Origin of the sequence: Acutalibacter sp. 1XD8-33, assembly GCF_003612555.1 — a bacterium.
Lineage (GTDB): Bacteria > Bacillota > Clostridia > Oscillospirales > Acutalibacteraceae > Acutalibacter.
Map to the genome: position 1 here is coordinate 41186 of NZ_RAZF01000007.1, position 24233 is coordinate 65418.

Here is a 24233-nt window from a genome sequence, read left to right on the forward strand (position 1 = left end):
TTTGTAAAAATAAAATCCTAGAATGAAAATATAATCCGATCATATTATCGGCAGAGAAATAAAAAAATTAAGGCCTCAATAAAAGAAAAATTACTCCCTCTGTGGAATGGTTTTCCTTACAGAGGGAGCAGATATAGTTAACGCAGTTCAAAAGAGGTATACCTCTTTTGAACTGCGTTAACTATATAATCCTGGAATAAATTCTTGCGGTTACCGCTTTTTTAACTTCTGGGTAAAGGTAGGCAGTACAGGGCCGGGCTTTTCTGCGGTCAAACCAAACAGGCAGGCGGCGGTCAAAGCAAAGTAGATGGTCACATTGGGCCGGCGCAGCACATAGCCGGAGATTTGGGCGGCAATCAGTGCCAGCAAGAAGCTCATACCCATAGCGCCCATTTCCACAGAGAGAAAGTTCCGCAGTCCCTGCCAAAAGGTCCCAAGGATTTTACACGCTGGGTTTTGGAGTCCACCGGCTCTAGCCTTCCAGCTGAGGTACAGGTCGCCGCTAAAAGCCCGCAACACTAGAATTACAAAGCAGGCTAAAAACAACATATATAGCCCGAAGCCCAAATAGCCACAGCAATAATATACGGCGGGAAAATCATTTTCCAAGTCGTAGACCGAGCCGTTTATCAAAAATTCGCTGTATTCAAATCCCAAAATCCGAGTGAGCAGATCCTTCTCATTCCACACCAATTTGGCGAAGTTGGTTTTCAACAGCCGGAAATCCGAGAGAGCGCCGGAGGCATCTGTATGGTGGTAGATTTCCATCACATTGTATACGCCGAAGCGCTCGTTGGGATTCTCCAGCAGCCAGCCGTAGACCCCTTCGTCGGAATAGATGCCCATCAGGGCCCGGCGCATCCGTTCCCGGCGCTTTTCCGGGGGAGTGACAGGGACGTTCTCTTCTGGCTCCTCCTCTTCGGGCAGCTCGCCGTCGTTTTTGATCATTTCAATGGTTTCTTTATCCGCGCCGCTGTTTTCCAGGCTCTCCTCCACCATGGCCCCATAAAGTCCCTGGGAATATCGGGACATCTGTTCCCGCAGGGCCATAGGCGACTGGTGGCGGAAAACAAAAACTACAGCGAAGATGCCCAGCATAGGCAAGGCGTATTTGAGAGACTTTTTCCCCAGCTGAAGGACGAACAGGAACAGATATGCCCCTGTAATGATAAAGATGGAGTAAAAAGTGAACTTTGTGCCGGTTACATAGAGCATGGCGCAGCATAACAGGGAAGTTCCCAAAAAGACCGGATATTTTCCGCTCTGATAACCCCAGAAGATTACCACGGGAACAGTGAGAGTTAGAATAACGGCTTGGGCATTGGGAATGGCGAACCATCCCATGATCCCTACTTCCAGATAGTCATAGGTATAGATAGGAGACCTCATGAGCCAGGGGAGGGCTGTAAAAAGAATCATTTCCCCGAAACTGATAGCGGTACCTAGGTAAAGAAATTTCCGAAGGCCAGCATCCTTTTGCAGGATGGTAATAAAGGTGAGCACAAAGATAGGGAAGTTCAGGATCCGCAGAAAATTGGCGGTATCCTGCACCATAGAGATATAGCCTATCCGGTAGCAATTGGCCACATGGGCGCCCCAGAAAACCACCACAATCCCATAGAGGATAAGATACACTCGTTTTCTGTCGCTGAGAAGGAAGCCCAGCAGGGCCACAGCCGCCAGCATCCCGAATCGCAGCAGGGTGGAGAGGGCGTTGCTGCCCCGTTCACTCAGGAAATAGGAGAGAACATCCAGTAGGGGCTGCACGGTTACGATAAGCAGGACAATTAGGGGCAGTTTCCTCTCTAAAGCGCGTTTGACTGTTTGCAAGTCCTCAACCTCCCTTAAAGTTGCTTAATAGTCACTTCGGCCCGGCGTTCATACCGCGCAAAAATCCGCTTGCCGGAATCCTGAAACAGTTCCTGAATGATTTGGGCTGCCGCAAAGGAGAGATATACCGTTACGCTGGGACGGCGAATGACATTTCCCGAGAACTGGGCGGCCCCCAAGCCCAGGCAGAACATCATGGTGTAGGCGCCCAGCTCCAAGGTGAGAAAATCCGACAGACGGCGCAAGCGGCGGAACAGCTTCGCCAAAATCGACAGTGGAAAGAATCCAAGAAAGCCGCAATAGAGCCCGATTCCCAGCCACCCGTAATAGTATACCAGGGCGGGGAAATCATTTTCTGGATCATACGTGTTTCCATTGATCTCAGAATGAGCAAACTCAAAGCCCAGCACCTTGGTGGCAACATCCTGCTCTGCCCAAACCAGCTCCATCACTTTCAGCTTTTTGGTGCGGGTATGATAGAGCACGTCTGCCCTGGTGGAATACCGGTAGGCCTCCATCACCCGCTCTGTGCCGAAACGGTCCAGCAGATCCCCTAAAAGCGGGGTTCCGGCAATATTCTTCTGGGTATAAACCTCTTCATAAACCCGGCGGATTTTCTTTTCCACATCCTCAGGGACAGAGCCGCCGGTATAGGTGAAATCCTTGTCGTCCCCCATGATTTCATCTGTCTGGGCCTGATAGATCTCATAGGAGTCCTGGGCTGCTGCCCGACGCTGAGCCATGGGGGAGCCGTTCCGGAACAGAAAGAGGAACAGAATTGCCATGACCAGAGGAATGCAGAAGAAAAGCAGTTTTCCTCGAGAAAGCAGAAAAAGTACCAAAAACCCCAATGCAATCAGGATTGCCGAGTAATAGGCCAACCGGGTGCCGGTGGCGTAAAGCAGGCCAAGGCCTAATAAGACTGCCCCGCAGAATATCCAGAACCGTCCGGTGCGGCTGGCCCATAGCAACAAGCCAATTGCCAAGAGGGAGACGATTGCGCTCTGGGCGGTGGGAACGGCAAACCAGCCCAATATTCCAATCTGAATTCCCGCATAGGTATATTCTGGAGTACGAGTCAAGTAGGATAGAAGAATTACAGCTAAAATGAGGGCAAAATTTACAGCCAGCAGTCCGGTGGAGTGTTCCCGCAGCCGGGGCACCTGTCGGAAAAAGGTGGTAAAGCAGAGAGTCCAAAGGGGGAGCTGAATCAGCTTGAGGTATTCCCCGGTGTCGGCCACAGGATTGGCATAGCCTAGGCGCAGGCAGTTGAGCATATGGGCCAGCCAGAACCCGCCCGCAATGCCCAGAAAGACAAAGTAGGCCCGCTTTTTTTCTGACAGGAGAAACCCGTAGGCCCCCACAGCGAACAGCAGAACCGTGCGGATCGCCGTGGTGACAGCTGTGGCCTCCAGACTCCGCATGAAGTAGGACAACACGTCCAGCAACGGCTGGATGAACAGCAACGCCGCCAGAATCTGCGGCGTGTAAGTAGAAATTTTCTCTTTGATATTTTCCATAACCTTCCCTTAAAACCTTGGAGGCTCTGCCTCCAAACCTCCGCAACCTTTGAAAAGGTTGGCGAAACTTTTATCCACTCCTCGCTTTGCTCGTCGTGAACGTTTTACGATTCTCGCATAACCACAACACATTGCGCGGTCCAGGGGCGTTAGGCCCCTGGCGAGGTGTGGAGCAGAGCTCCACGGTCTTGACCTTAACACCTGAGAAGCGCATTTTTTGAAGGTGAATTGGCAGGCGAAGCCTGGGCAAGAGGGAACTTTTTGCAAGAGAAAAAAGTTCCCTCGTCCCGAAGGAAGCCAACTGTAAGCGCAGCAGAAAATCCAAAACACCCGCCGGAAGCTGCACAACGGTTCCCACAAAACCTTCGTCACTCTTCTCAAAAATCAAACTCTTTTCTCATTATAACATATTTTTCGACAGGGCACAAGCAAAAATACAGAAAGGCCGGTACTTTCCAGTACCAGCCTTTTCAGCAAAAAATTGTGTTTTAGAAATTGCCGCCGGTCAGGTCCTCCACTACCAAAGTGCGGGGGAAGGTATTATTGGCCGGAGCGGGTGCGGCGGACGCCGCCGGGGCCGCAGTGGGCGCGGCAGGGGCGGGAGCGGGTACAGGGTCGGAATGGGGATGGTCCCGCCAGTCAAAGAACTTAGCGGCCACCTGGGGGAACAGGGCGTAGCTGAGGGTGTCCTCCTCGCAGTGGCCCAGCCCCTTCTCCTTGCACTCGGCCCGGAGCTTCTCCATCTCGGGCTCCAGCAGGTCGGCGGGGCGGCAGGTGATGACCTCGTCGTTGCCGATGCACTTCTTGCGCACTTCCTCGTTCACCGTGCCGGGCAGGTTGCCGTACTCGCCCCGGAGCAGACCTTTGGACTCCTTGGAGACCATCTTGTATCGCTCGCCGGAGAGCACGTTCAGCACCGCCTGAGAGCCCACGATCTGGCTGGTGGGGGTTACCAGGGGCGGGAAGCCGAAGTCCTCCCGAACCCGGGGAACCTCTTCCAGCACCTGATAATATTTGCCCTCGGCGTTGGCCTGCTTCAGCTGGGAGATCAGGTTGGAGAGCATTCCGCCGGGCACCTGATAGAGCAGGGTGTTCACGTCCACTTTCAACACCTTGGGGTTGATATCCAGCTTCTGAGCCACGTCCCGGAAGTGGGCGGCGGCCTCAGAGAGCTTGCCCATATCCAAACCGGTGTCCCGGCTGGTGCCCTGGAGGGTGGCGACCATGGCTTCGGTGGCCGGCTGGCTGGTGCCGTTGGCCAGGGGGGACAGGGCGCAGTCCACAATATCCACTCCGGCCTGAGCGGCCATCAGATTGGTCATGTCGCCGGTGCCGGTGGTGTTGTGGGTGTGCAGATGGATAGGCACGCCCACGTTTTCCTTTAGCTTCTTCACTAGGGAGTAGGCATCGTAGGGCAGCAGCAGGTTTGCCATGTCCTTGATGCAGATGGTGTCAGCGCCCATCTTCTCCAGCTCCATGGAGAGCTTCACAAAGTAGTCCTCGTTGTGGACCGGGCTCTTGGTGTAGCTGATAGCCACTTCGGCCATGCCGCCGTACTCCTTCACGTACTTCACTGCGGCCTGGACGTTTCGGGGATCGTTCAGGGCGTCGAAGATGCGGACCACGTCGATGCCGTTCTCGATGGATTTCTTTACAAAGGCCTCTACCACGTCATCAGCGTAGTGACGATAGCCTAGAAGATTCTGGCCCCGGAGAAGCATTTGCAGCTTCGTGTTGGGCAGGCCCTTTTTCAGGGTGCGCAGGCGCTCCCAGGGGTCCTCGTTCAAAAAGCGCATACACACATCGAAGGTGGCGCCGCCCCAGCATTCCAGGGACCAGTAGCCGATGCTGTCCAGCACGGGCAGAATCGGGACCATGTCCTCCAGCTTCATGCGGGTGGCCGCCTGAGACTGGTGGGCGTCGCGCAGGATGGTGTCCATTATCTTCAGGGGATTTTTAGCCATATGCTTATTAACCGCCTTCCTTTCTTTAAGACCTTGGGGCGTTGCCCCAAACCCCAGCAGGAGCCTGACGCTCCTGCACCGCGTCTTACCACTTTTTGGTGGAGCAAGGGACAGAGCCGGTTCTCCACCACGGGTCTGGTTTACGATCCGGCACGGTCATGGACGCGCGGGGCAAGTTTTCGCGCGAAAGCAAGCATGATCCTGCCGGAGCTTTAACCGAACAGCGCCAGCAGAACGCCTGCGGCCACGGCCGAACCGATCACGCCGGCCACGTTGGGGCCCATGGCGTGCATGAGCAGGAAGTTGGAGGGGTCCTCCTTCTGGCCCACCACCTGGGAGACCCGGGCGGCCATGGGCACGGCGGAGACGCCGGCGGAGCCGATCAGGGGGTTCACCTTCTCCTTGCTGAACACGTTCATCAGCTTGGCCAGCAGCACGCCGCCGGCGGAGCCCATCCCGAAGGCCACCACGCCCATGGCCAGAATGGCCAGGGTCTGGAGGTTCAGGAAGTTCTTGGCCGTGGCGGTAGCGCCCACGGAGATGCCCAGGAAGATGGTGACGATGTTCATTAGCTCGTTCTGCACGGTCTTATTGAGACGCTCCACCACGCCGGACTCCCGCATCAGGTTGCCCAGCATCAGGCAGCCTACCAGGGGGGCGGCGCTGGGCAGCATGAAGGATACGAAGATGGTGACCATGATGGGGAACAGGATCTTCTCGGTCTTAGAGACCGGCCGCAGCTGCTTCATCTTGATCCGCCGCTCCTCCTTGGTGGTGAGCAGCTTCATGATGGGAGGCTGGATCACCGGCACCAGAGCCATGTAGCTGTAGGCGGCCACGGCGATGGGGCCCAGCAGATGGGGGGCCAGGGTGGCGGTGGTGTAGATGGCGGTGGGGCCGTCCGCGCCGCCGATGATGCCGATGGAGCCGGACTCCGCTGGGGTGAAGCCCAGCAGGTTGGCGCCGATGTAAGTAACAAAGATGCCCAGCTGGGCGGCCGCGCCCAGAAGCAGAGTCTTGGGGTTGGCGATCAGGGGGGCGAAGTCAGTGCCCGCGCCCACGCCGATAAAGATCAGGCAGGGGTAGATGCCCAGCTTGACGCCTAGATAGAGGTAGTCCAGCAGGCCGCCGTGGCCCGTGCCCAGCTCTTCCCAGTTGATCACACCGCCCGCGAAATAGTCGGCATGGTACATCCCCGCGCCGGGCAAGTTGGTCAGCAGCATGCCGAAGGCGATGGGCAGAAGCAGCAGGGGCTCGAACTTTTTCACAATGGCGAGATAGAGCAGCACGCAGGAGATGGCCAGCATCACCAGGTCCAGGGGCTCGTTGGCAATTACCGCGAAGCCTGTGCTCTCCAGAAAGTTTTGTATTGCTTCCATAGGTTACACTCCTTCTCAGTTGATTGGCCCTATGGGCTTAGGCGATGGTGCAGAGAAGAGTGCCGCTTTCCACGGAAGCGCCTTTGGAGACAGTCACGCTGGTGACGGTGCCGTCCTTGGGAGCCATAATCTCGTTCTCCATCTTCATAGCCTCCAGGATCATCAGCACGTCGCCGGATTTTACGGCCTGGCCGGCGGCGACCTTAACATCCAGGATAGTGCCGGGCATCGGGGCGCTCACAGGTTCGCCGGAGCCAGCGGTGGCAGGAGCTGCGGGGACCGGCGCGGGAGCGGGAGCCGCCGGAGCCGCCACAGGAGCGGGGGCCGCGCCGCCCTGGATCTCTTCTACCGTGACTTCATAGGCAGTACCGTTTACATTTACGTTATACTTTCTCATATTGACCAGTTTCCTTTCTTTAGGTAAATCGATTAGGTGAAAAAGAGGACGTGCCGGCTTACAGCTTGCGGATGGAATGGATTTTGATGTGATTCACACCGCTGCCCATATCCTCTGCGATAGCCGCAGAAATGGCGGCCACCAGCTGCTGCTTGTTGGGCTGGGGGACAGCTGGAACAGGAGCGGGGGCAGGCTGCGGCACAGGCTGTGGAGCGGTGCTTTTGGCGGAGCCGGCCATCAAAGCGCCCATAATTTTGATCAGGATAATCAGGCAGATCAGCACCACAAAAACGGTGATGAGGCCCATGGCTACCACCTGCAAAAAGCCGGGAGCGGCACTGGCAGCTGCTAACAGCTTCATACTTTTTACCTCCTTTCGCAAGGGAATTATGATAAGGCAATGGCAGAAAATGCGGATAAGATTCTGACAAAATGCCCTTCTCCCGCATTTTATCAAAATCATTATAAATAATACCACGGTCCGACATTTTTGACAAGAGGTTTCATTCACGATTTTTTAAAAATATATCCCAGATTTTTTTACGTTTCTGTCTGCCCCTGACCCAGGCCGGCGGTCCGCACCAAAGCGGCGGCACGTTCCCGGGCGGCCTCGTAATCAAACTTGTCGATGAGATAAGGTTTTGTGGGGCGTTCCGCCTGGGGGTCGGCAGGATTCAGGGCATAACGCAGAGGAATGGCTCCTTCCTGAGGTTCCTGCCTCTGAAACCCCATGGCCTGGAAAAAAGCCAGAGCGCCGGTGTTTTCAGGATGCACCCGGGCAAAGACTTCCCGGCGGCTGCCCACTTCCATCATATCTCGCATCAGGGACCAGAGGGCCCGGCCTATGCCCCTGCGCTGGAGATCCGGCTTTACATAGAGCTGAAACTCCACAGAGAACAGGTCTTGGGGGGAGAAACGGTTCTCCATAAGGTGACAAAAACCGGCGGTCTGGCAGTTCAGCTCGCAGAGAAGCCACCCTAAACCATAAGTATACCTGTCAATACGTTGAATATACGACTGAAGCTCCGGAGGCTCTGCTTCCGGGGCGAAAATAGTTCCGGTGTAGGGCGCATAGACCTTCAGCATGGAGGGCCCGTCCCACTCGTTGATTCTGCGAACTGCCACTCGTACCATGATTTCCTCCTGAAATGATAGATTCTATAACGGGCGGGTCAGTCTGCGCCGGACGCCTCCCGCTGAAACAGCCGGGCGTCTTTCCGCTCCGGGTCAAAAGAATTGTTATACTGCAAAACCGCGTAGTCGTTTACCATTCCCGACAGCGGACTGGGGAGACGGCTTCCCGCAGGATAAAAGCGCCCCGTGCAGTCAATAACTCCAATATCCGTAACCACCGGCACGGTCTGCCGGAGTGTCTCCAGATAGTTTGTATAAGCCGTGCCCTCCAGGCCAGCGGCCCGCAGCAGCAGCCCCGAGAGATAATTCAGGCTGACAGCCTCTATTTCCTGGCTCTTCAGGGGATAGTTTGCCCAGATCAGAAAGGGTACCCGGTAGAGGTCCATGTTAATGTTGTAGTTCTCCAGCACCCTCTGATTGAAGCCGTCCTCCAGCTTGGGCCAGTGGTCCCCGAAAAACAGGATCACCACCGGATCGTCCAGAGCGCTGAAATAGTCCAGCAGATATTCCAGGGCCTCGTCGGAACTTTTTGTCAGAGACAGATACTGCTCGGCCTTGGGCCATTTGCCGGCCGCTTCCGCCACGCGGATTCGGGTGGGATAGTTAGGGTCCTCATAACCGCCGTGGTTCTGGATGGTCACGTTGAAGAGAAACAGCGGCTCGCCCGCAGAGGGGGCCTGGGGGTGAGAGGAGCGCTTCATCTCCTCCCAGCGCTCGTATTCGTATATAAGCTGCTCGTAACAGGACTGGTCGCTGGTGAGCCGGTGCTCGAAGGTGCGGTCCACGTCAAAGATCGTGGCGTCCACAAATTCATGGAACCCCAGATGGGGATAGGCCTCGATCCTCTGCCAGGCGTCCCGGTCCCCTGGATGGATGGCCACGCAGTGGTAGCCGTAGCTTTTCAGGATCTCCGGCAGGCCGGAATGGGGAGATTTTATGTACTGCTGGTAAGGTTTGCTGCCCAAGGGCAAGAAGGACATGGTGTTCCCTGTGAGGAACTCATACTCGCTGTTGCAGGTATTTCCTCCATAGACGGAGGAGTAGGCCGTGCCCCAGACGCAGTCTCCGCTGCGCTGTAAGCGGTGAAGGAAAGGCTGATTGTCCGGCTGAAACTTCAGCGTGTTCAGGCTGCCCAGATCCGTCATAGATTCGTTCATGACGGCAATAATTGTCGGAGGCTTTTCAGGCTCGCCCAAGGGGGCGGGAGGTTCCAGCGTATCCAGCCGGGAGGCCAGGTTCCTGACCCGAACGGAAGAATATCCTGTGGGCATATCCACCAGCATGTTCTGCATATTGAGGAAAAAGCTGGCCGCAATGCCCGTGCGCTCGGAACTGCCCTTTTGATTCCAAGCAAAAACGGAAACCCCCAGGGAGGAAAGCCCGTCCAGGGGGAAAATCGTGATCGCCAGCAGAGCGGAGATGCCGAAAGCGGCGGAGCGCTCTGCAATTCGAAACCGGCGGGAAACCTGCGGCGGGTCGTGGGGAGTGAGTTTATAGCACAACACAACGGTGCAGAGATATCCCATCACGGCCACGGCCATCTTTCGGGTGGGCACGTATTCATAGCCGCCGGAGACAGTCAGGGCGGTGGAAAAGGACTGAAAATCCCAGGGGAGGATGGGCATCCCTCGGAACTGTACCACAAAGTAGTTGGCGATGCCAAAGGTGATGGAGGCCGCGCCGCCAATAGCTACCGCCACCCAAAGCCGCCGGGTCAAGGCGTAGGCTGTGGTAAACAGCAGCAAATAGCAGAGATAGTTGGCCAGCCAACGGTTGCCGGGAAACTGCCACAGGCGGGTGCTGTTGATCATGTCCACCGCAATGAACGCGGCCAAAGGCAGGGCCAGCATCAAAAGCCAGCTCAGGCGGTAGGCGGCGGCATAGGACAGCTCGACCCGCAAAAGGCAGAGCCCAGCGCCCAGAGCGCCCAGTCCGCTGTATAAGAGCACATACCACCAGCAGAGGCTTTGGCGGCCCCCGCCGCCCTTTTCCAGGGCGATGGGCCATTCGAAAGCAAAAAACGCGGTGGACACCACCAGCACCGCGGCGGCGGCAACCATATTTCCCGGGCTGAGGTTCAGCCGCACAGAGAATTTTTCTTTGATTGCGGATGTAGACATAGGGCATTGATCTCCATTTTTCGATTCATTCATTGTGCTCCGCCAGAAAGAAGGAGCTATTCCTCCAAAATATACGCGGTTCCATAGGGCTGATATCCCACAGCCAGGGCCAGCCGGAAGGAGGCCTCGTTGTCCGCGGCGCACTCCCACTGAGGGGACAGGCCCAGCTCCATAAGATGCCGGGCAGCCAGCCCGGCCGCGCGCCGGGCAAAGCCCCTTCTTCTGGCCTGGGGCAGGGTGAAAATGCCCGTGTGCTGAACCAGCCCCTGGAGATAGGGCATGTCGGGCGCGTCGCACACGCAGGCCAGCCGTCCCTGCCGGTACGCCGCCTCCGCCGCCTGGGCCGTGCCCTCTGGGCTGAGGCTTTCCAGGGGCCGCAGGAGCTCCTGGTATCGGGGGGCGCAGCAGGCCGCGCTGAAGCCCTCCTTTACCAGAATATAGATGGGGAAGCGGCGGCCAAACCCGCGCAGAATCTCATCCCGCTCAGGCGAACAGACCAGATGCGCCCCGGGCCCCGCTTCTGCCAGGCTGACCCCGCAGAAGCGGGAGTAAAAGGTCTCTGTCCGCTGCCGGACCTGCTCCAGGATCAGCGCCCCGCTCATCTGCGGAAATACGCCTCAATGGCGTCGGCAATCCTTCCGCTGGCCCGGCCGTCCCCGTAGGGATTGCTGGCCAGACTCATCCGCCGGTACTCCGCCTCGTCGGTGAGCAGCTCCTTTACCAGGGAATAGATGGTCTCCTCGTCCGTGCCGGCCAGCTTCAGGGTGCCGGCCTTTACGCCTTCGGGGCGCTCGGTGGTGTCCCGCAGCACGATCACCGGCTTGCCCAGGGCGGGGGCCTCCTCCTGGATGCCTCCGCTGTCCGTGAGGATCAGATAGGACCGGGCCAGCAGATTGTGGCACTCCACCACCTCCAGGGGCTCGGCCAGCCGGATCCGGTCACAGCCGCCCAGCTCCTCCTCCGCAGCTTTGCGAACCAGGGGGTTCAGATGCACCGGGTAGGCCACCTTCACGTCCAGGAACTCATCCACCACCCGGCGGATGGCTCGGAACATGCGGTGCATAGTCTCTCCCAGGTTTTCCCGCCGGTGGGCGGTGAGGAGGATCAGCCGGGAGCCCTGAGCCCAGTCCAGCAGAGGATGGGAAAAGTCCTCCCGAACGGTGGTGGAGAGGGCGTCGATGGCGGTGTTGCCGGTGACCACAATGGACTCCGGCTTTTTGCCCTCGTTCAGCAGATTCTGGCGGCTGAGCTCTGTGGGCGCGAAGTGCAGGTCCGCCATGCAGCCCACGAACTGCCGGTTCATCTCCTCCGGATAGGGGGAGTACTTGTCGAAGGTGCGCAGCCCGGCCTCCACATGGCCGATGGCGGTTTGGGTGTAGTAGGCGGCCAGGGCTCCGGCAAAGGTTGTGGTAGTGTCCCCGTGGACCAGCACCATCTGAGGCTTCTCCTTTTGAATGACCTTTTCCAAGCCCTGAAGCACTCGGGCGGTGATGTCAGAGAGGGTCTGACCCGGGCGCATAATGTCTAGGTCATAGTCCGGGACAATCTGGAAAGCGGAGAGCACCTGGTCCAGCATCTGCCGGTGCTGGGCGGTGACGCATACCAGGGTCTCGAAAGCATCCCGGCTCTTCAGCTCCTTGACTAGAGGGGCCATTTTGATGGTTTCGGGCCGGGTGCCGAACACCAGCATGACTTTGATCTTGTCCATCGTGTCACTCCTATCTCTATTCACAGGGGAAGGATATTATTTCTTCGCGGCCTTTTTCACCGCGCCCAGGAATTTCACGTTGTTGTTCCAGAACCGGCCCAGCCGCTGGGGCTCTCTGGCGATGCGGTATAGCCACTCCGTATTGGTTTTGACGAAAACCGCCGGGGCCCGCCTCTTGCTGCCGCTGAGCACGTCGAAGGACCCGCCCACGCCCATCAGCACCCCTTTGGAGAACTTCTCCAGATGCCGGCAGATGAGCAGCTCCTGGGCCGGGACCCCCAGTCCCACCAGCACCAGATCCGGGGCGAGGGCCGCGATCTCCTCAAAAATTTGATCCTTGTCCCCATCGTAGCCGTTGCGAAAGCGCAGGGAAATCCCCGGGTATTTCCGGCGCAGCTTCCCGGCCAGGGTTGAGACCACCTCTTCCTTCGCGCCCAGGAGGAACACGGACTTTTTCCCCTTTCCGGCGGCCTCCAGCAGCTTTCCCGCCAGATCCACCCCGGTGATTCGCTCTTTGGCGGGCAGGCCCAGCATGTTCATGGCCTTTACCACGCTGACCCCGTCCGGGACGATTTCCGCCGTTTCGGAGAGCAGCAGCTCCCGGATTTTCGGGTCCCGCTCCCCGTGCATGAGGATTTCCGGGTTGGCGGTGACCACGAACAGGCGCTCTCCCCGCTCCATGGCCTCTTCCGCCCGCCGGGCGTATTCCTCCGCCGTGCCGCCGTATACCCGCTTCAAGTATTCACTGATCGCCATTGAGACAGCCTCCTTTCTAAGACCAAGACCTTGGGGACTCTGGTCTCGCCTGCCGGCTCGGTCGGCGCTTGACGGTCCCCACTGGGGGCCAGCGCCCCCAAACCCCTGCCAAGGGGCCGAAACTTGGCAAAGCCAAGTTTTCCGCCCCTTGGCCGCGCAATGTCACTCCTCATTGCATTCGTCGTGAAGGTTTTATGTTGTTTGACGCGCTAACCTAACAACCGTGAAAGTTTCGTCCACCTTTTCAAAGGTGGTAGGGTGTGGGACAACATCCCACGGTCTTGTCCTTGCCCTTAAACACCTGAGAAACCTGAGAAGCGCAATTTTTGCGGGGTGAATTGGCGGACGGAGTCCGCCAAGAGGGGTGCTTTTTGCAAGAATAAAAAGCTCCCCTAGTCCCGGAGTAAGCCAGCGCTTTCAAGGACTTTCCGACTGTGAAACAGTCGGAACAGGGGACCCCCGACGAGGGTCCCCTACGCAAAACGTCCCACCGGGACGTTTATGCTACCCTCCTGCGTTGTTTTTCTCATGCATTCAAGGCCGTGGGGCTCCGCGAGTCTCGCCTGCCAGCTCGGTCAGTGCTTGACGGTCCCCACTGGGGACCAGCACCCCCACACCCCCGCCAGCTGCAAACTTGGCGTTGCCAAATTTTGACCAGCTGGACCGGCCAATGTGTTGAGCCCAAATGCCCGCCCGGACTGCTGCTCGTCCACTCAGCCCTTGCACCCGTATCCCCCATATCATCCTTCTCCTATTTCCGGTCCCGTTCCCGGTCCTCGTCAAAGTCGTAGAGCTCCTCCTTACCAAAGGCCTCCGTGCTCTCCGAGGCCTTCAAAAACACGGTGATGGTCTGGAAGATCAGCTTGAAATCCTGCCAGATACTGTAGTTCTCAATGTACATCAGGTCCATCACTAGCTTGTCCTTGGGGGAGGTATTGTATTTTCCGGAGATCTGGGCAAGGCCAGTAAGGCCCGCCTTCATCCGCAGCCGGTAGGAGAACTCCGGCAGCTCCTCGGTGTATTTCTCCACGTTCTCCAGCATCTCCGGCCGGGGGCCCACCACAGTCATGTCCCCCTTGAGGATGTTGATCAGCTGGGGCAGCTCGTCGATGCGGAACTTCCGCAACACCCGGCCCACCCTTGTGATCCGGTCGTCATCCGCTGTCACCGACTTGTGGATGGAGTTTTCCTCCTTCATGGTGCGGAACTTGTACACCTCGAACACCCGGCCGTATTTGGTCAGGCGTTTCTGCTTGTACATCACCTTGCCGTGGTCCTCCAGCTTGATGGCAATAGCGCAGGCCAGCATAATGGGACTGGTGAGCACAAGACCAATCACAGCCATGGCCAGATCTGTCAGGCGCTTGACGATCCGCTGCTCCATGGTCAGATCCTTGGCAATGTACATGACCATGGATTTGTCGTCCAGCGTGACATACTTCGCCCCCTGAGACACCACGTCGATGGTCTCGAAATTGTAGTAGATATTCTTCTGAGTCTGGTAGCAGAAGGAGATCAGGTCCGTGCGCTCCTTGGCGGGGACATCGTAGAGGAAAACAGTGTCGTTGCGCAGGATGATATCCAGAATCTTGGGGTCGTCATAGCGAATGATCTCGTCGATCTCGTATTGCTTTGGAAACCGCCGGATTTTCGGGATAATGCTGCCAAGACTCTGCCGGGAGGAAGAAACCACACAGCATTTCTCCGGGGGCTCCAGGGAGAAGTAGATGAAATTCCCCAAATAGGCGAAAATGATAATGACGATGACCTGAAGAAACATCACCAGCAAGAGCAAATGAGGTGTTTCATAGACAAAATGGTCGTTGTTAAACTGGCTGGTGTTCATGATGGAGAGCTGCAGGTGGGTGACCAGATCGGTGATGATGGTGGCCAATGCCATGGAGTGGATGATTGGCCTGGACTTCTGGGTGCCCACCGCGTAACCGCCGTAGACGGACATCAGGGCAATGCCCAGCACCACGAAGGTCACCATGGTGACGCCGGTAGTTCGGGAGAGATTGAAGAGCCAGGGATTGTTGATGCCGAAAATGCCGAAGAATATGCCGAACAGGGACGCGAACAACGCCAGCTTCAAGACGAACACCACGGTCCGCTTCAGCTTTTTGATCATGCCATGCATATAGTCACCTTCTATATATGATGCGCGGCGAAACGCGAGTTTTTACGATTTCGAGGATTTTTTGAGAGGTTGTATGGGGGCCTTTTGGGCGCGGCGGCACGTCCAGATTCCAGCAGGCCCGGAGCGCCTTTTGGCTGGTACGCCTGTGCACGCCGCTGGCCGGTTCCAGAGCCCAGGGAATCCCCCGGCGAAGGTTTCCCTCTGAAAGTCTCCGCTGGAGACTTTCATTCATCCTTCCTACGCTGTTTTCTCAGGAGTTTCAGCAAGGTCAAGACTGTGGGACTCCGTCCCGCACCCTGTCGCCTTTTAGAAAGGGCGGGCGAAACTTTTATGCTGGTTAGCTTAGCAAAAACCTATAGAACGTTCACGACGAGCAAAGCGAAGAGTGGGTAAAAGTTTGTGGGGTTTGGGGTGAAACCCCAAGGTCTCAAAAACTATGCTTTCCAAAAGGAACCTGCTCATTATAACACATATTTCTCCAAAATGCAAAATTCCCCGCCAAAAACCTCTATCAGGACCGCTCCTCCAGCCAATCCGCCACCCTTTGGGCGGCGCGCCCATCCTCTAGTATGCCGAATTTTTCCCGGAAATCCTCCACGCGCCGGCTCTGGGCCTCTGCGTCAAAGTCCCGGATGGTCTGAGCTAGCCGGGCGTTGTCCTCCGCCCGGGCAAAGGGCAGCAGGTCCAGGTCGAAATAGAAGTTCCGGTCCCCCCGGTAGGTCTCCAGATCGTTCACATAGAGAAAGCTGGGCTTGCCCGTGTTCATATAGTCGAACATGACAGAGGAATAGTCCGTTACCAGGGCGCCGCAGGCCAGATAGAGCTCCTGGATGTCCGGATAGGGGGAGGCGTTCACCACGTACCGGGGATCCAGCCGCAGCTTTTCCGCCTTGTCCGCGATATTGGGGTGGAGCTTGGCCAGCACCAGCCATTCCCCGCCGAAACGCTGGGAGAGGGCCTCTGCCAGCCGCCGGTAGTCCAGGTCATAGGCCGAGAGGCCCTGGTCCTTCCGGAAAGTGGGGGCGTAGAGCAATAACTTTTTCTTCTCCGGCAGGCCCAGCTCCCGCCGAACCTTGGCCGCGGCCTCTTCCCCCGAGGCGAACAGGCAGTCGTTTCGGGGAAAACCGCACTCCAAGACTTCTCCCCCGTACCAGAAAGCCCGACGGTAGATCTCTGTAAGGAACGCGCTGTTGGAGAGGAGCAGGTCGCACAGGGCGGAGTCCTTTTTCGCCGCCGCCACATAGTCCGGGGCCAAGGCATCCTCCGCGTCTCTCTCGATGCGCTTGAGGGGAAAGCCGTGCCAGGTCTGCACATAGAGCTGGCCGGACCTCTTGCGGAGGCGGCCCCACTTGCGGCAGTTGTCCACCCAGACTCCCGCCGTGCACATGTGGTAGATATAGGCCGGGCTGTTCAGAAGGACCGGGCGCACCCCGACGGGCAGGGATTCCGCCTCCTGGGGGGACTTCACCGCCCACAGGACCTCCCAGCCCCGATCCAGCAGCTCGTCGGCAATGGCCTTAGGGCTGTCGGAGTATCCCCGGCCATGAAAGCTCTGGCATAGGACCTTGCGCCGTTTCTTCGGCAGCAGGGAGAGGCAGGGCCAGAGAATGTTCCGGGCCAGCTTCCCGGCAAAATTCTGGAGAGAACTCATTTGGCGACCTCCTTCGGGGCGCTTCCCGTAAGGATCCGCCGGTTTTTGAGAATCACCGTCAGCCGGAACAGCAGAATGGAGAGCTCCGTCAAGGAGGAGAGCAGGCAGAGGACGATCAGATTGATACCTACGGTGAGATAGGCAATCCCCGCCCCCAGCAGATAGACCGCCGTGCCGAAGGCGGTGGAGATGTTGGCGTATTTGGAGAGGTCCATGGCCCCCAGGGTGGGGTAGCCCAGCACGTAGTTGGGGAAGGCGAACACCGCCACGGGGATCATCAGCCGCAGGGGCAGCACCACGTTGACCCCCTCGGGCCCAAGCCAGATGGTGAGCAGGGGCTGGGCGAAGAGGAATACCACCCCACACCCCAGGAGGATCACGGGATAGATGAAGAGCATGGCCTTTTTGATGATCTGGAAGTTCCGGTGCTTCATCATATGGGGGTAGAGGCTGTCCGCGATGGGGGACATGCCGTTGCGGGCGGCCAGGATCACCGTGTCCGCGCTGGAATAGAGCCCGGTGGCGGTGGCGGGGTTCGCGTAGAGCCCTTCCCCGGTGTCGGGCATTACATGCTTGAGAAGCAGGCCGTTGAGGTTGGAGTTGATGGACGCCGCCATGCGGGAGAACAGAAACTGGGAGGAATCCTTGATCTCGGCCCAGACCTCCTTGGGCCGCACCCGGCAGAAGCCGACCCCCACTCTGGTGAACAGATGCCAGTAGACAAAGGCCAGGGCGCCGCCGTTGCCGATGGCGGTGCACAGGGGCACCAGATAGAAGTCCTCCGGCCGGCGGACCAGCAGAAAGACCAGGGCAGTAGCCACCAGCTTGATGGCCACAGCCCGCACGGTGATGGCGGACATCTGCTCCAGGCCCCGGTACATGTAGTCCGGCAGCAGGGTGACCGTGATGGTGGACAGCAGGAAGAAGCTGTAGGTGAGGACCTCCCCGGGCCCGCTGAGGTTGGGCACGATGAAGAACGCGAGCACCGCCACAGAGATCAGGGCGAAGAGGACCTTGGCCGCGATGACGCAGGAGAGGATCCTGGAGAGCTCCTCTTTATTGTCCCGCCGGGCGGAGATTTTCGCCGTGGCGGAGAGCAGGAAGCCGAAGTCCATAAAGATCAGAAAGAAGTTGGCGGCGTACTGTCCCGCGCCCAGAACGCCCACCAGCTCCACCCCCAGCACCCGCATCTTGTAGCCCTGGGTGAGCATTCCCAGGAACATGTTGGAGAACTGGAGAATATAGAGCATGATGGTGTTTTCCAGCAGGCTGTGGCGCTTGCGGCTCTTCCATTTTTCCTTCAGATTCAAAAGAAAGCTCCTTCCGTATCGATTTCTTTTTATAATGGTATAAGGGGGGCTGAGCGGGCGCGCCAGCGCGGAGAAGAGCACATGCCTGGGCTGGCGCTTTGGCTTGGCAGCTGCGCACGCAGTTGGCTGGTTCCGGTTTCCAGGGGGCTTTTTTTCTTGTAAAAAAGCCCCCTCTTTGCGCAATTCTTGCGCAAATTCACCCGCAAAAATACGCTTCTCAGGTGTTAAGGTCAAGGGCAAAAACTTGGGGCTCCGCCCCAATCCCCGTAACCTTTGAGAAAGGTAAGACTTCGTTTCACGAAGTCTACGAAACATTTTACGGTTGTTCGGTTAGCTCGTCAACCAACATCAAACGTTCACGACGAGCAAAGCGAGGAGTGGGTAAAAATTTTGTCCACTTTTTCAAAAGTGGCGGAGTGTGAGGGCGACGGGAAATCGCCAGTGGCGATTTCCCGTCGTCGACCGAACCGGCAGGTGAGACCCAGAGCCTCACGACCTTCCCCTCCCCAGGGCGTCCTTCAGCCTGAAAATCCAGTGGAGCAGGGAAACCCGTCCGCTGTCCAGCAGGTCCAGGGCCAGACGCTGGTTACGAGTCAGGCGGCTGTGGTAGACGTCCTCCTTATAGTCCGGAAACTCCCGGAGAAGGTACGCCTGGAACTCCTCCAGCAGAGGATGGCGGGGATCCTGGCGCAGCACCCGCACAGAGGCGGTCAGATACACATGGACCAGGGTCAGATGCCGCAGCTCGTCCTTATATTGGTCAAAAAGCCCTTGCTTCCTATACCAGTCCAGAATGTCGTCGAAAGCATCCAGGATTTCCCGGTTCCGAGCCAGATTCAGATTGTTCATAATGGACCCGGCCCGTTGCAGGTAGTTATACCCTACATAATCCGTGTAGACGCTCCTTTTGCAGCTGGGCAGGAGCTTCAGGGTGGTGCGCACATCCTCATACCATACCCGTGGGGGGTAGCGTACGCCGGTTTCCCGAAAAAGCGCGATCTTATAGAGCCGGCACCAGGCGCTGGGCGCGGCCAGCAGGACCTCCCTGCGGGCGGCGACGTCCAGGCCCACGTCCACGGGCAGGTCCTCCCGGAAAACATGGAGCTCCCGGCCGGCCTCGTCCACTGTACGGAAGGCAAAAGCGGCAATATCCGCCCCAGCGCGTTCCCCGGCGCGCAGGGCCCGTTCCAAAGTTTCCGGCTCCAGCCAATCGTCGCTGTCCGGAAACAGGATCCACTCCCCCAGGGCGGCCTCGATCCCGGTGTTTCTGGCCCCGCCCAGGCCCCGGTTCTCCTGGTGGATCACCCGAATCCGGGTGTCCTGCCGGGCCAGATGATCGCAGAGCTCCCCGCTGCCATCGGTGGAGCCATCGTCTATGAGCAGTAGCTCAAAATCCCGTTCTGTCTGGTCCAAAACAGAGCGGACACATTTTTCCAGATAGCTCTTCACATTGTAAACGGGAATCGCCACGGTGATTTTTGGCATAGAGCGCGCCTCCTTCCGGCGCCAAAAGGGTTTTTCTTTATTTAGAATATTATACACAGTCCGTCATCATTTTGCAAGTCCCCCCTTTTTCCGGCGGCCCGCCTCTCTTGCCAAGCCGCTCCGGATATAGTATACTTTTTAAGAGTTTTTATGGGGGGAACGGCGTGCGGGGCAGCTTGGCGACAGACACACAACTGGATGGGAACTTTGAGCTGAGATACTGCGCCCAGAGCTGGCTGGTTCCGGGACTAGGAAACTTTTTTCTCTTGCAAAAAGTTTCCTCTTGCCAGGCTTCGCCCGGCAATTCACCTTCAAAAAATGCGCTTCTCAGGTCTTAAGGTCAAGGGCAAGACCGTGGAGCGCTGCTCCACACCACGCCACTTTTGAAAAAGTGGACAAAACTTTTATCCTGGTTAGCTGAGTGCGCAAAAGTTAGCGGAATGCGCAGTGGCGGATCCAACGCCGCCTTTGCGTTGGCGAGGATTCTCAAGGGCGAGCAGCCCTTGAGTCGCCGAAGGCCACTCCGTATGACTATCAAGAAAGTATACTTTAAACTACTATTTGTCCTTTTGGGAGGAATAACCGTGACAAATCGAGCAGGCTTCATCAAAATCGCGCTGATGGCGGCGCTGTCCATTGCGTTGGCCCTTGGAATTCCCGCCGCGCCCCCTTCGAATCGGGTGTTTACCGACGTGGCCCCCGGCAGTTGGTACGAGCCCCAGGTGCTGGACATGGCCCGCCGAGGCTGGCTGAACGGCTATCCGGACGGCAGTTTTCGTCCCAACCGGCCGGTCACCGCCGCAGAGCTGGTGGCCATCACCGCCCGATGCGCGGGCGTGGCGAATACCGGCGGGGATGGCGGGCACTGGGCCTCCGGCTACCTGCGGACCGGCCTGGACCGGGGCTGGTACGACTGGGACGAGATCCCGCCCACCGGGGAGACCTTCGGCAAGCCCATCCAGCGGCAACTGGCGGTGAAAATCCTCATGCGGGCCTTCCTGCCGGACGTCCGGGGAGACTACAACACGGAGAGCCAGAAGATCCGGGACTTCTCCCAGCTGGACGGCCGGTACTACGAGGAGGTCCTGGCCGCCTACTCCGTGGGGGTGGCCCGGGGGGATGGAAGCGGGCGGTTCCACCCCAAATCCAGCCTGACCCGGGCCGAGGCATGCACCCTGATTGACCGGGCCCGGCGGCTGATAGAGGAGCTTCCCGCGCCCAGCCGGAGCCCGGCCCCTTCTCCCGGCCCCACGGCGAAGCCCATCTCCGGGGGCGTGGCGGAGAACGGCTGGCTTCAGGTGAAGGGCACCCAGCTCTGCAACGAGGCCGGGGAGCCGGTGGTCCTCCACGGCATGAGCAGCCACGGGATCCAGTGGTTCCCCCAGTTCGCCGGGGAGCAGGCCGTGAAAAACACCGCCGCCTATGGGGCCAACCTGTTCCGGGTGGCCATGTACACCGGGGAGGGGGGCTACCTCTCCCAGCCGGAGGCCATGAAGCAGCGGGCCATAGAGGCGGTGGATGCCGCCGTCCACCAGGACCTGTATGTGATCCTGGACTGGCACATCCTCTCCGACGGCAACCCCATGGACCATCTCAGCGAGGCCAAGGCCTTTTTCTCGGAGATGGCGGAGCGCTACCAGGACCAGCCAGCGGTGCTCTATGAAATCTGCAACGAGCCCAACGGCAATGTGGACTGGGCCCGGGACATCAAGCCCTACGCCCAGGAGGTGGCCGGGGCGATTCGGGAGAAATCCCCCCGGAGCGTGATCCTCATCGGCAGCGGTACCTGGAGCCAGGACATCCATCTGGCCGCCGCCGACCCGTTGGAGGGGGAAAATCTCATGTACACCCTGCACTTCTACGCGGGCACCCACGGGCAGTGGCTTCGGGATCGGGCGGAGAGCGCGCTGGAGGCGGGCCTGCCCCTGTTCGTCAGCGAGTGGGGGACCAGTGCTGCGGACGGCAGCGGCGGGGTCTATCTGGGCGAGGCGGAGGTCTGGCTGGAATTTCTGGAGAAAAAAGGGATTAGCTGGGCAAACTGGTCCCTCTGCGACAAGGACGAGACCTCGGCGGCTTTGAAGCCGGGTACGGACCCCAGCGCCCAATGGACGGAGCAGGACCTGAGCCCTTCTGGGAAGTTCGTGTTCGGGCGGTTTTGACAGACCAGCTGGACAGACTGGCCTGGATTCAGCCCGCAGGGCCGGGAGAAAAATCAGTGGGGGACACGTAAAAAAATAGTTGTATTCGCAACGAAATAGAGGTATAATGGGGGAAGAGAGTTTTTGAGTGTTTGTATGGGGGCGAGTGCGCGTGGCGGCGCGGTAAGGAGCACAAGGCCAGGAGGGCGTTTTGGCTGGGATGGGATACTGCGCCCAAGGCTGGCTGAGAGCGTAAAGCTCCATACATTGACCGGTCCAGTTGGTCTTAAGCTGGCGGGGGTGTGGGGCGCGGAGCCCCACGACCTGGCCCTTAAACACCTGAGAAAACAACGCAGGAGGGTAGCATAAACGTCCCGGTGGGACGTTTTGCGTAGGGAGTCTACGCTTCCGCTTCGGTCGGCGCTGAACGGTCCCCACAGGGGACCAGCGCCCCTCGTCGGGGGTCCCCTATTCCGCCTGCCGTGCAGGCGGAAAGCCCTTGAAAGAGCTGGCTGGTTCCGAGACTAGGGGTGTTTTTTATTCTTGCAAAAAGCACCCCTCTTGGCGGACTTCGTCCGCCAATTCACCCCGCAAAAATTGCGCTTCTCAGGTATTAAGGTCAAGGGCAAGACCGTGGGACTTCGGTCTCGGCTGCCGCCTCGGTCGGTTCGCAGCATGTCTGCCACTGGCAGACGCTCACCCCACACCCTGCAACCTTTGAGAAAGGTAAGACTTCGTTTCACGAAGTCTACGAAACTTTTACGGTTGTCAGGTTAGCTCGGCAAAAAACATCAAACGTTCACGACGAGCAGAGCGAGGAGTGGGTAAAAGTTTTTGATTAAACTTTTTTCAAAAAGTTTGTGGGGTGTGGGGTGAAACCCCACGGTCTAAAAAGGAGTTTCGTTCATGAGAATCATTTTCCGTTATCTGAAGCCGTTTGTGCCCCGGATGAGCCTGGGGCTGACCATCAAGTTCACGGGCTCGGCCGTGGAGTTGCTGCTGCCCTGGATCCTCTCCTACATGATCGACGAGGTGGCCCCCACAAAGGACATGGGACTGATCGCCCTGTGGGGCGGGGCCATGGTGGGCGCGGCGGTGGCGGCCTGGGTCACCAATATTTTAGCCAACCGCATGGCCGCCTGGGTGGCCCAGCACACCACCCAGGCTATCCGCCACGACCTGTTCGCCAAGATCTCCCAGCTCTCCTGCGCCCAGGTGGACGCCTTCTCCGTGCCGTCCCTGGAGGCCCGCCTCACCACCGACACCTATCATGTCCACCAGATGCTGGGCATGATGCAGCGCATCGGCGTCCGGGCCCCCATTCTGCTGGTGGGCGGGGTGCTCATCACCCTCACCCTGGACCCGGTTCTCACTCTGGTGCTGGTGTGCACCCTGCCCTTTATCGCCCTTCTGGTGTATGCCGTCTCCAAGCGGGGCGTGCCCATGTATACCCAGCTCCAGCAGAGCGTGGACTCCATGGTGCGCACGGTGCGGGAGACCATCTCCGGCATCCGGGTGATCAAGGCCCTCTCCAAGGTGGACTACGAGAAGGAGCGCTTCGCCGGGGTGAACGACGGCGTGGTGGAGAAGGAGACCAGGGCCGGCGTCACCATGGCCCTGACCAACCCCCTGATGAACCTGTTTTTGAACCTGGGCCTGACGGCTGTGATCATTGTGGGCGCGTTCCGGGTGAACGAGGGTCTGACCCAGCCGGGAAAGATCATCGCCTTTTTGAGCTATTTCACCATTATTCTCAACGCCATGATGGCCATGACCCGGATCTTCGTGTCCTTTTCCCGGAGCTCGGCCTCTGGCAACCGGATCGCCCAGGTGATGACCGCCCCGGCGGACCTGCAGACCGTTCCCGGAGAGCGGGAGGAGGGCCCGGACCATGTGGCCTTTGACCACGTGACCTTCTCTTATGGCAAAACGGACCCCAGCGTGGAGGACATCAGCTTCCGGCTGAAGCAGGGGGAGACCCTGGGAATCATCGGGGCCACCGGCTGCGGCAAGTCCACCCTGATCAACCTGCTCATGCGCCTGTATGACGCGGACAGCGGGAAGATCACCATTGGCGGCAGGCCCATTGCCTCCATCCCGGACGAGGAGCTCCACCGGAAGTTCGGGGTGGTGTTCCAGAACGACGTGCTCTTCGCGGACACCATCCGGGAGAACATCGACTTCGGCCGGGGGCTCTCCCAGGAGGCCATCGAAAAAGCCGCCCGATGCGCCCAGGCCATGGAGTTCATCTCCGGCCTGCCGGAGGGCTTCGACCACATGCTCACCTCCAAGGGCACGAACCTCAGCGGCGGGCAGAAGCAGCGGGTGCTCATTGCCCGGGCGCTGGCGGGTACGCCGGAGATCCTCATTCTGGACGACTCCTCCTCTGCCCTGGACTACCGCACGGACGCGGCCCTGCGCCAGGCTCTGCGCCAGGAATACGGCGGGATCACTACAGTGATCATCGCCCAGCGGGTGAGCTCTATCTACCACGCGGACCATATTCTGGTGCTGGACGAGGGCAAGGAGCTGGGCTACGGCGCCCACGAGGAACTGCTGGAAAGCTGCGGCGTCTATCGGGAGATCGCCGTCTCTCAGATGGGCGAGGGTGCCTAAGACCTTGGAGCGTTGCCCCAAACCCCACAAACTTTTTGAAAAAAGTTTGATCAAAAACTTTTACCCACTCCTCACTTCGTTCGTC

At 58.5% G+C, this 24233-nt stretch carries 17 protein-coding genes; 2 read left to right on the top strand and 15 right to left on the bottom strand.

Annotation, left to right across the window (positions count from 1 at the left end):
• Positions 1-210: 210 nt before the first annotated feature.
• The 15 genes from D7X94_RS07270 to D7X94_RS07340 all read right to left on the bottom strand — a co-directional run bounded on the left by D7X94_RS07270 (position 211) and on the right by D7X94_RS07340 (position 19394).
• Positions 211-1830 (bottom strand): O-antigen ligase family protein, encoded by a 1620-nt coding sequence (locus tag D7X94_RS07270; protein WP_120427069.1) that lies wholly within the window; start codon positions 1828-1830, stop codon positions 211-213.
• A gap of 14 nt (positions 1831-1844) precedes the next feature.
• On the bottom strand, positions 1845-3350 hold the full coding sequence (locus D7X94_RS07275) for an O-antigen ligase family protein (RefSeq protein ID WP_120427070.1): 1506 nt from the start codon (positions 3348-3350) through the stop codon (positions 1845-1847).
• A gap of 488 nt (positions 3351-3838) precedes the next feature.
• A complete protein-coding gene (locus D7X94_RS07280) occupies positions 3839-5314 on the bottom strand; it encodes a pyruvate carboxylase subunit B (RefSeq protein ID WP_120427071.1) in 1476 nt (491 codons plus the stop codon).
• Positions 5315-5526: 212 nt separating this feature from the next.
• Entirely contained in the window at positions 5527-6693 is a 1167-nt protein-coding gene (locus D7X94_RS07285; RefSeq protein WP_120427072.1) for a sodium ion-translocating decarboxylase subunit beta, read from the bottom strand.
• A gap of 37 nt (positions 6694-6730) precedes the next feature.
• Positions 6731-7090: a biotin/lipoyl-containing protein gene (locus D7X94_RS07290; RefSeq protein WP_120427073.1), complete on the bottom strand. Its 360-nt coding sequence runs from the start codon at positions 7088-7090 to the stop codon at positions 6731-6733.
• Between the two features lie 58 nt (positions 7091-7148).
• Positions 7149-7451, bottom strand: coding sequence for an OadG family transporter subunit (locus D7X94_RS07295; protein WP_158590935.1), 303 nt, complete (start codon positions 7449-7451; stop codon positions 7149-7151).
• A gap of 179 nt (positions 7452-7630) precedes the next feature.
• A complete protein-coding gene (locus tag D7X94_RS07300) occupies positions 7631-8224 on the bottom strand; it encodes a GNAT family N-acetyltransferase (RefSeq protein ID WP_120427075.1) in 594 nt (197 codons plus the stop codon).
• Between the two features lie 38 nt (positions 8225-8262).
• Positions 8263-10344 (bottom strand): LTA synthase family protein, encoded by a 2082-nt coding sequence (locus D7X94_RS07305; protein ID WP_158590936.1) that lies wholly within the window; start codon positions 10342-10344, stop codon positions 8263-8265.
• Between the two features lie 56 nt (positions 10345-10400).
• Positions 10401-10946 carry a GNAT family N-acetyltransferase gene (locus tag D7X94_RS07310; RefSeq protein ID WP_120427077.1) on the bottom strand — a complete coding sequence of 182 codons (546 nt, stop codon included), beginning with the start codon at positions 10944-10946 and terminating at the stop codon, positions 10401-10403.
• Positions 10943-12052 carry a non-hydrolyzing UDP-N-acetylglucosamine 2-epimerase gene (gene wecB / locus D7X94_RS07315; RefSeq protein WP_120427078.1) on the bottom strand — a complete coding sequence of 370 codons (1110 nt, stop codon included), beginning with the start codon at positions 12050-12052 and terminating at the stop codon, positions 10943-10945. Before wecB ends, D7X94_RS07310 begins: the two co-directional genes overlap by 4 nt.
• Positions 12053-12088: 36 nt before the next feature.
• Complete coding sequence (locus tag D7X94_RS07320; protein WP_120427079.1) at positions 12089-12808, bottom strand: WecB/TagA/CpsF family glycosyltransferase; 720 nt, start codon at positions 12806-12808, stop codon at positions 12089-12091.
• A gap of 751 nt (positions 12809-13559) precedes the next feature.
• On the bottom strand, positions 13560-14948 hold the full coding sequence (locus tag D7X94_RS07325; RefSeq protein WP_120427080.1) for a sugar transferase: 1389 nt from the start codon (positions 14946-14948) through the stop codon (positions 13560-13562).
• A gap of 511 nt (positions 14949-15459) precedes the next feature.
• Positions 15460-16599 carry a CDP-glycerol glycerophosphotransferase family protein gene (locus D7X94_RS07330; protein ID WP_120427081.1) on the bottom strand — a complete coding sequence of 380 codons (1140 nt, stop codon included), beginning with the start codon at positions 16597-16599 and terminating at the stop codon, positions 15460-15462.
• Positions 16596-17909, bottom strand: a complete 1314-nt coding sequence (locus D7X94_RS07335) for an oligosaccharide flippase family protein (protein ID WP_158590937.1) — start codon at positions 17907-17909, stop codon at positions 16596-16598. The genes D7X94_RS07330 and D7X94_RS07335 overlap by 4 nt, the downstream gene beginning before the upstream one ends.
• A 489-nt stretch (positions 17910-18398) precedes the next feature.
• Positions 18399-19394, bottom strand: coding sequence for a glycosyltransferase family 2 protein (locus tag D7X94_RS07340; RefSeq protein WP_120427083.1), 996 nt, complete (start codon positions 19392-19394; stop codon positions 18399-18401).
• Between the two features lie 584 nt (positions 19395-19978).
• On the opposite strand from D7X94_RS07340, the gene D7X94_RS07345 reads away from it, so the two are divergent.
• Both D7X94_RS07345 and D7X94_RS07350 read left to right on the top strand, forming a co-directional pair.
• Positions 19979-21553, top strand: a complete 1575-nt coding sequence (locus D7X94_RS07345; protein WP_158590938.1) for a cellulase family glycosylhydrolase — start codon at positions 19979-19981, stop codon at positions 21551-21553.
• A gap of 885 nt (positions 21554-22438) precedes the next feature.
• Positions 22439-24148: an ABC transporter ATP-binding protein gene (locus D7X94_RS07350; RefSeq protein ID WP_120427085.1), complete on the top strand. Its 1710-nt coding sequence runs from the start codon at positions 22439-22441 to the stop codon at positions 24146-24148.
• Positions 24149-24233: the final 85 nt, after the last annotated feature.